This window comes from Burkholderia sp. Ac-20379 (assembly GCF_017104645.1).
Lineage (GTDB): Bacteria > Pseudomonadota > Gammaproteobacteria > Burkholderiales > Burkholderiaceae > Burkholderia.
This window is the reverse complement of the sequence record NZ_JAAGPF010000431.1, coordinates 1-5,001: the sequence shown is the minus strand read 5'-3', so window position 1 is coordinate 5,001 and position 5,001 is coordinate 1. Positions and strand designations below refer to the sequence as shown.

6 protein-coding genes are annotated in these 5,001 nt (G+C 70.0%); 5 read left to right on the top strand and 1 reads right to left on the bottom strand.

Features of this window, described 5'->3' with window-relative positions; translation table 11 throughout:
- Nucleotides 1-261, bottom strand: a 261-nt coding sequence (locus tag G3N92_RS30750; protein ID WP_206131318.1) for a winged helix-turn-helix domain-containing protein, incomplete at its 3' end; no start/stop codon positions are given.
- Between the two features lie 145 nt (nt 262-406).
- Here G3N92_RS30750 and G3N92_RS30745 point away from each other — a divergent pair.
- The 5 genes from G3N92_RS30745 to G3N92_RS30725 all read left to right on the top strand — a co-directional run.
- Nucleotides 407-1,693 (top strand): hydroxymethylglutaryl-CoA reductase, degradative, encoded by a 1,287-nt coding sequence (locus tag G3N92_RS30745; RefSeq protein WP_206131317.1) that lies wholly within the window; start codon nt 407-409, stop codon nt 1,691-1,693.
- Between the two features lie 69 nt (nt 1,694-1,762).
- Complete coding sequence (locus G3N92_RS30740; RefSeq protein ID WP_241015129.1) at nt 1,763-2,716, top strand: SMP-30/gluconolactonase/LRE family protein; 954 nt, start codon at nt 1,763-1,765, stop codon at nt 2,714-2,716.
- Nucleotides 2,709-3,476: an SDR family NAD(P)-dependent oxidoreductase gene (locus G3N92_RS30735; protein ID WP_206131315.1), complete on the top strand. Its 768-nt coding sequence runs from the start codon at nt 2,709-2,711 to the stop codon at nt 3,474-3,476. The genes G3N92_RS30740 and G3N92_RS30735 overlap by 8 nt, the downstream gene beginning before the upstream one ends.
- A gap of 49 nt (nt 3,477-3,525) precedes the next feature.
- Entirely contained in the window at nt 3,526-4,386 is an 861-nt protein-coding gene (locus tag G3N92_RS30730; RefSeq protein WP_206131314.1) for an isocitrate lyase/PEP mutase family protein, read from the top strand.
- 124 nt (nt 4,387-4,510) lie between these two features.
- Nucleotides 4,511-5,001, top strand: a 491-nt coding sequence (locus G3N92_RS30725) for a divalent metal cation transporter (protein WP_206131313.1), incomplete at its 3' end; no start/stop codon positions are given.

Genomic DNA, 5,001 nt, shown 5'->3' with positions numbered 1-5,001 from the left:
GCCCGGCATCGGCGCGCGCGGCGGCAGCTTCTGGCGCTGCGGCGAGCGCGACACGAAATAGCCGGCGCCGGGCCGCGCGGTCAGCACGCCCTGCGCGACGAGCCGCAGATACGCCTCCACCACGGTGTTCTTCGCCACGCCGGCCAGCGCCGCCTCCTCGCGGATCGACCGCAGCCGGTCGCCGGCCTGCAGCGTGCCGTCGCGCACGCGCGCGAGCACCCCGTCGATCACGCGCTCGATCTTCGAGACCGGTTCCTGCATGGCTGTACCCTCCGTTCGACTGGTACGACTACCGAAAAATCGTTCCGGACTGTACCAGATGCGCAGGCGGGCAATCGCTAAGCTGAACGCACTGACACAAGCCGGACGCGCCGCCGCGCGCCGCCCGGCACGACCCGGAGACACGATGTCCACCTCATTGCGCCCACCCGCCCGCCTTGCGCCGGATTTCAGCGAACTCGGCGTCGACGCGCGCCTCGCCCAGGTAGCCGCGTTCGCGGGCCTGTCCGAGCAGGACGCGCGCCAGCTCGCCGCGCCGTCGAACCTCGACCGCGACACCGCCAACCACATGATCGAAAACATGATCGCGACGATCGCGATTCCGGTGGGCGTGGCCACCGGGCTGCTGATCGACGGCGAGGAGCGCGTGGTGCCGATGGCCACCGAGGAATCGTGGATCGTCTCGGCGGTGGGCGCCTCGGGCGAGGCGTGTCGCGCGACGGGCGGCTTCACCACCTCGATGTCGGGCGACTGCATGATCGCGCAGGTGCAACTGCTCGGCATCGCCGATCCGCACGCGGCGCGCGTGGCGATTCTCGAACGCCGCGCCCAGGTGGCCGCCGCGTGCGACGCCTGCGACCCGACCCTGGTGCGCTTCGGCGGCGGCTTCCGCGATCTGGAGGTGCGGCTGCTCGGCGAGCGCGACGCGGCGATGCTGGTGGTGCACCTGATCGTCGATTGCCGCGACGCGATGGGCGCGAACACCGTCAACACCATCGCCGAACGGCTCGCGCCGCTGCTGGCCGAATGGACGGGCGGCCGCCCCGGCCTGCGGATCCTCTCGAACCTGGCCGACCGGCGGCTGGCCCGCGCCCGCGCGACCTGGCCGGTGGAGGCGCTCGGCGGCGAGGCGGTGCGCGACGCGATGATCGCGGCCGCGCGGTTCGCCGACACCGACCCGTACCGGGCCGTCACGCACAACAAGGGGATCATGAACTGCATCTCGGCCGTGGTGCTGGCTACCGGCAACGACACGCGCGCGGTGGAAGCGGCGGCGCATGGCTACGCCGCGCTCGGCGGCCGGATCCGCGCCCTGACGCGCTGGGAATGCGCCGCCGACGGCGCGCTGAGCGGCAGCATCGAGCTGCCGATGCCGGTGGGCATCGTGGGCGGCGCGACCAAGGTGCATCCCACCGCGCGCGCCCTGCTCGCGATCCTCGGCGTGCAGCATGCCAGCGAACTCGCCCGGATCATCGCGGCGATCGGCCTGGCCGCCAATTTCGCGGCGCTCAAGGCGCTCTCGACGCACGGCATCCAGAAGGATTTCATGGCGCGCCACGCGCACAACTTCGCGATCGGCGCCGGCGCGACCGGCGACGAGGTCGAACAGGTCGCGCACGCGCTGATCGCCAGCCAGACGATCGGCAGCGCCGAAGCCGAACGCGTGCTGGCCGCGCTGCGGCAGGCGCGCTGACCCGACGGCAATCGCCCGCTGCCCCTTATTCGTCCCTTATCCGCCCGCATTCCAACGATGGAGACACCCATGTCCGACCCGACCGGCTTCGAATTCACCCCCGACATGTCGTGGGCGCCGATCCCGCCCAACGAGCGCGCGCTGCCCACGCTGACGGCCGAGCCGTGGTTCAAGGTGGCCGACGGCTTCAAGCAGCTCGAAGGCCTGTGCTTCGACCGCGCCGGCAACCTGTTCTTCCTCGAGGTGTTCGGCGGCGCGATCTGGAAGCTCGAGATGGCCACCCGCACGCTGACCGAGGTGTATCGCGCCGAAGGGCTGAACCCGGCCGCCGTCAAGATCAACAAGGACGGCCGCCTCTACGTGTGCTGCCTCGGCGATTTCGACACCGGCGAGATCTTCTCGATCAACCCCGACGGCACCGACCGCCGCGTGATCGTGGAAGGCTACGTGGCCGACGACATGGTGTTCGCGCGCGACGGCAGCTTCTACTTCACGCACTTCGTCGGCGCCTCGTGCGAACCGACCGGCGGCCTGTACCACGTCTCGGCCGACGGCCGGACGGTCACGCCGATCCTGCGCAACATGGCCGGCCCGAACGGCATCGCGCTGTCCACCGACGAGCGGATGCTGTGGGCCACCGAAACCAACGCGAACCGCCTGCACCTGATCGAGCTCGGCGCGGACGGCAAGTCGATCGCGCCTTACGGCACCAGCATTCCGTATCACTTCACGGGCTTCCACGGCCCCGATTCGTGCTGCGTCGATTCCGCCGACAACCTCTACGTGGCGATGTACAACCAGGGCCGCGTGATGGCGTTCAACCGGCTCGGCTTCCCGATCGGCCAGGTGCTGCTGCCGGGCCGCGAACAGGGCCATCACCTGCGCTCCACGCATCCGATGCTGATCCCCGGCACCAACGACCTGCTGATCTGCACCAACGACCACGACCGCGGCGAAGGCGCGTGGATCTTCAAATCGAAGGCCTTCGCCACCTCGCACAGGAGTTTCCAGTTCCATGACTGATCAGGGCAGACAGGGCAAGCTCGCCGGCCAAACGGCCGTCGTGACGGGCGCGGCGCGCGGCATCGGCTTCGCGATCGCCGAGCGTTACGCCAGCGAAGGCGCGAACGTGGCGCTCGCCGATCTCGACGAAGCCGGCGTGCGCGCCGCCGCGGCCGATCTGGCCGCGCGCTACGCAACGGGCACGCTGGCCGTGCGCGTCGACGTGGCCAGCGCCGCCGACAACGCGCGCCTGATCGGCGACGCGATCGCGCGGTTCGGCCGGCTCGACATCCTGGTGTGCAACGCCGGCATCGTCCGGCCCGGCAAGCCGATCGAGGAGATCGAGGCCGAGCAGTGGCGGCAGGTGATCGACATCAACCTGATGAGCTGCGTGCACGCCACCACGGCGTTCGTGCCGCACGCCAAGGCCAATCGCGCCGGGCGCATCGTCTACATGGCGTCGATCGCCGGGCAGGTGGGCGGCGTCGCCTCCGAAATGACCTATCCCGTCACCAAGGCCGGCGTGCTCGCGCTGACCAAGGCCGTGGCGCGCCAGCTCGGGCCGTTCGGCGTGACCGTCAACGCCATCGCACCCGGCGCGATCCAGACGGCGATGACCGAGGTGCTCCAGTACCCGCCCGAGGTCAAGAAGAGCATTCCGCTCGACCGCTACGGCGACGTGTCCGACATCGCCGCGGCGGCCCTGTACCTGGCCAGCGAGGACGGCCGTTACGTGACGGGCGCCACGCTTGACGTCAACGGCGGGATGCTGATGCGCTAGGCGCGCGCGTTTCCTCGTTTCCCTCTTTTCCCGCACGGAGATCCGATTCATGAACATGCACGAAAAACGCGTTCGCCTGCGCGAACTGCTGAACGCGCCCGGCTGCACGCCGCTGATGGGCGCCTACGACCTGCTGAGCGCCCGCATCATCGAGCAGACCGGCTTTCCGGTGCTGTACACCGGCAGCTTCGTGACCGGCGCGAGCCGCCTGGGCCTGCCCGACGTGGGGCTGGTGCAGATGCAGGACCTGCTCGGCCTCGCCCGCGAGATCGCCAAGGAGACGAACATTCCGATCGTCTGCGACGCCGACACCGGCTGGTATCACGCCGCCAACATCTGGCGCACGGTGCACGAATTCGAGAGCGCGGGCGCCTCGGCGATCCATATCGAGGACACGGTGTTCGGCAAGCACACCGACCTGCCGCCGAAGCTGCTCGAGCCCGACGCGATGTGCCAGCGCATTCGCGCCTGCGTGGACGCGCGCAAGGATCCGAACTTCCTGATCATCGCGCGCACCGACGCGATCTACCTGAAGAACGATCCCGAGGAAGCCGTGGCGCGCATCAACGCCTATCTGGAAGCGGGCGCCGACGCGGGCTTCATCGTGTTCAAGGGCTCGATCGCCGCGCTGGCCGAGTTCCGCACCCGCATCAAGGGGCCGCTGATCGTGACGAGCGTGGATTTCCAGGATTCGGTGGCCGAGGAATCGGCCGCGGGCGCGAACATGTCGGTGTACTGGCCGCTGACGATTTTCGCCGCGTTCAAGGCGGTCAAGCAGGTGTGCGAGGCGTTCCATCGCGACCTCGACGCCACCAGGCTGCGCGAATACTGCTTCGACGAAGGCCTGATCAACGAGACGATTTCGTACGAGCGCTTCACGAAGAACGTCGAGAAATACGGCGCGGTGTAAGCGGCCTAGCTCGCTTCCCGTCCGCTTCTCGCCTTCTCATCGTTCGCCCGCCCCGCCCCGCGCGGGCGTTTCCATTCCTTCGCCGCGCCGATCGCGCCGGCCTTCCCGCGAACCTCAAGCCCGGATGTCGCAGCCCTCCCGCCTTCGCCTGCGCGGCCACGCGTTCCGGTTCGCGCGCCGCGCCGCCCTGCTCGGCCCCGGCCTGCTCGTCATGCTGGCCGATTGCGACGCGGGCAACGTGCTGGTGGCCGCGCAGGCCGGCGCGATGTGGGGCTATCTGCTGTTGCCGGCGTTCGCCGCGCTCGCGCCGCTGCTCTATTGGACGCAGCAAGCCAGCGCCGATCTCGGGCGGCGCACCGGGCTCGGCTTCGGCGAAGCGATCCGCGCGCGCTTCGGCGCGCCGTTCGCGCGGGCCTGCGCCGTGGCGCTGGCGCTCAGCTGCCTGGCCACGCTGATCGCCGAGATGACGGGCATTGCCGGTGCGGGCAGCGTGTTCGGCGTGCCGGCCGCCGCCTCGCTAGCGCCGGCGGCTGGGCTGGTGGCGTTCACGGCCGCCGGCGGACGCGCGCGGCGGCTCGACGCGCTGGTGGTTGGCATCGGCCTGTTCGAGGCGTA

What these genes read in the sequence shown, in the direction of transcription:
- G3N92_RS30730 (WP_206131314.1), top strand. Translation starts at nt 3,526, where the DNA reads ATGAACATGCACGAAAAACGCGTTCGCCTGCGCGAACTGCTGAACGCG.
- G3N92_RS30735 (WP_206131315.1), top strand. Translation starts at nt 2,709, where the DNA reads ATGACTGATCAGGGCAGACAGGGCAAGCTCGCCGGCCAAACGGCCGTC.
- G3N92_RS30740 (WP_241015129.1), top strand. Translation starts at nt 1,763, where the DNA reads ATGTCCGACCCGACCGGCTTCGAATTCACCCCCGACATGTCGTGGGCG.
- G3N92_RS30745 (WP_206131317.1), top strand. Translation starts at nt 407, where the DNA reads ATGTCCACCTCATTGCGCCCACCCGCCCGCCTTGCGCCGGATTTCAGC.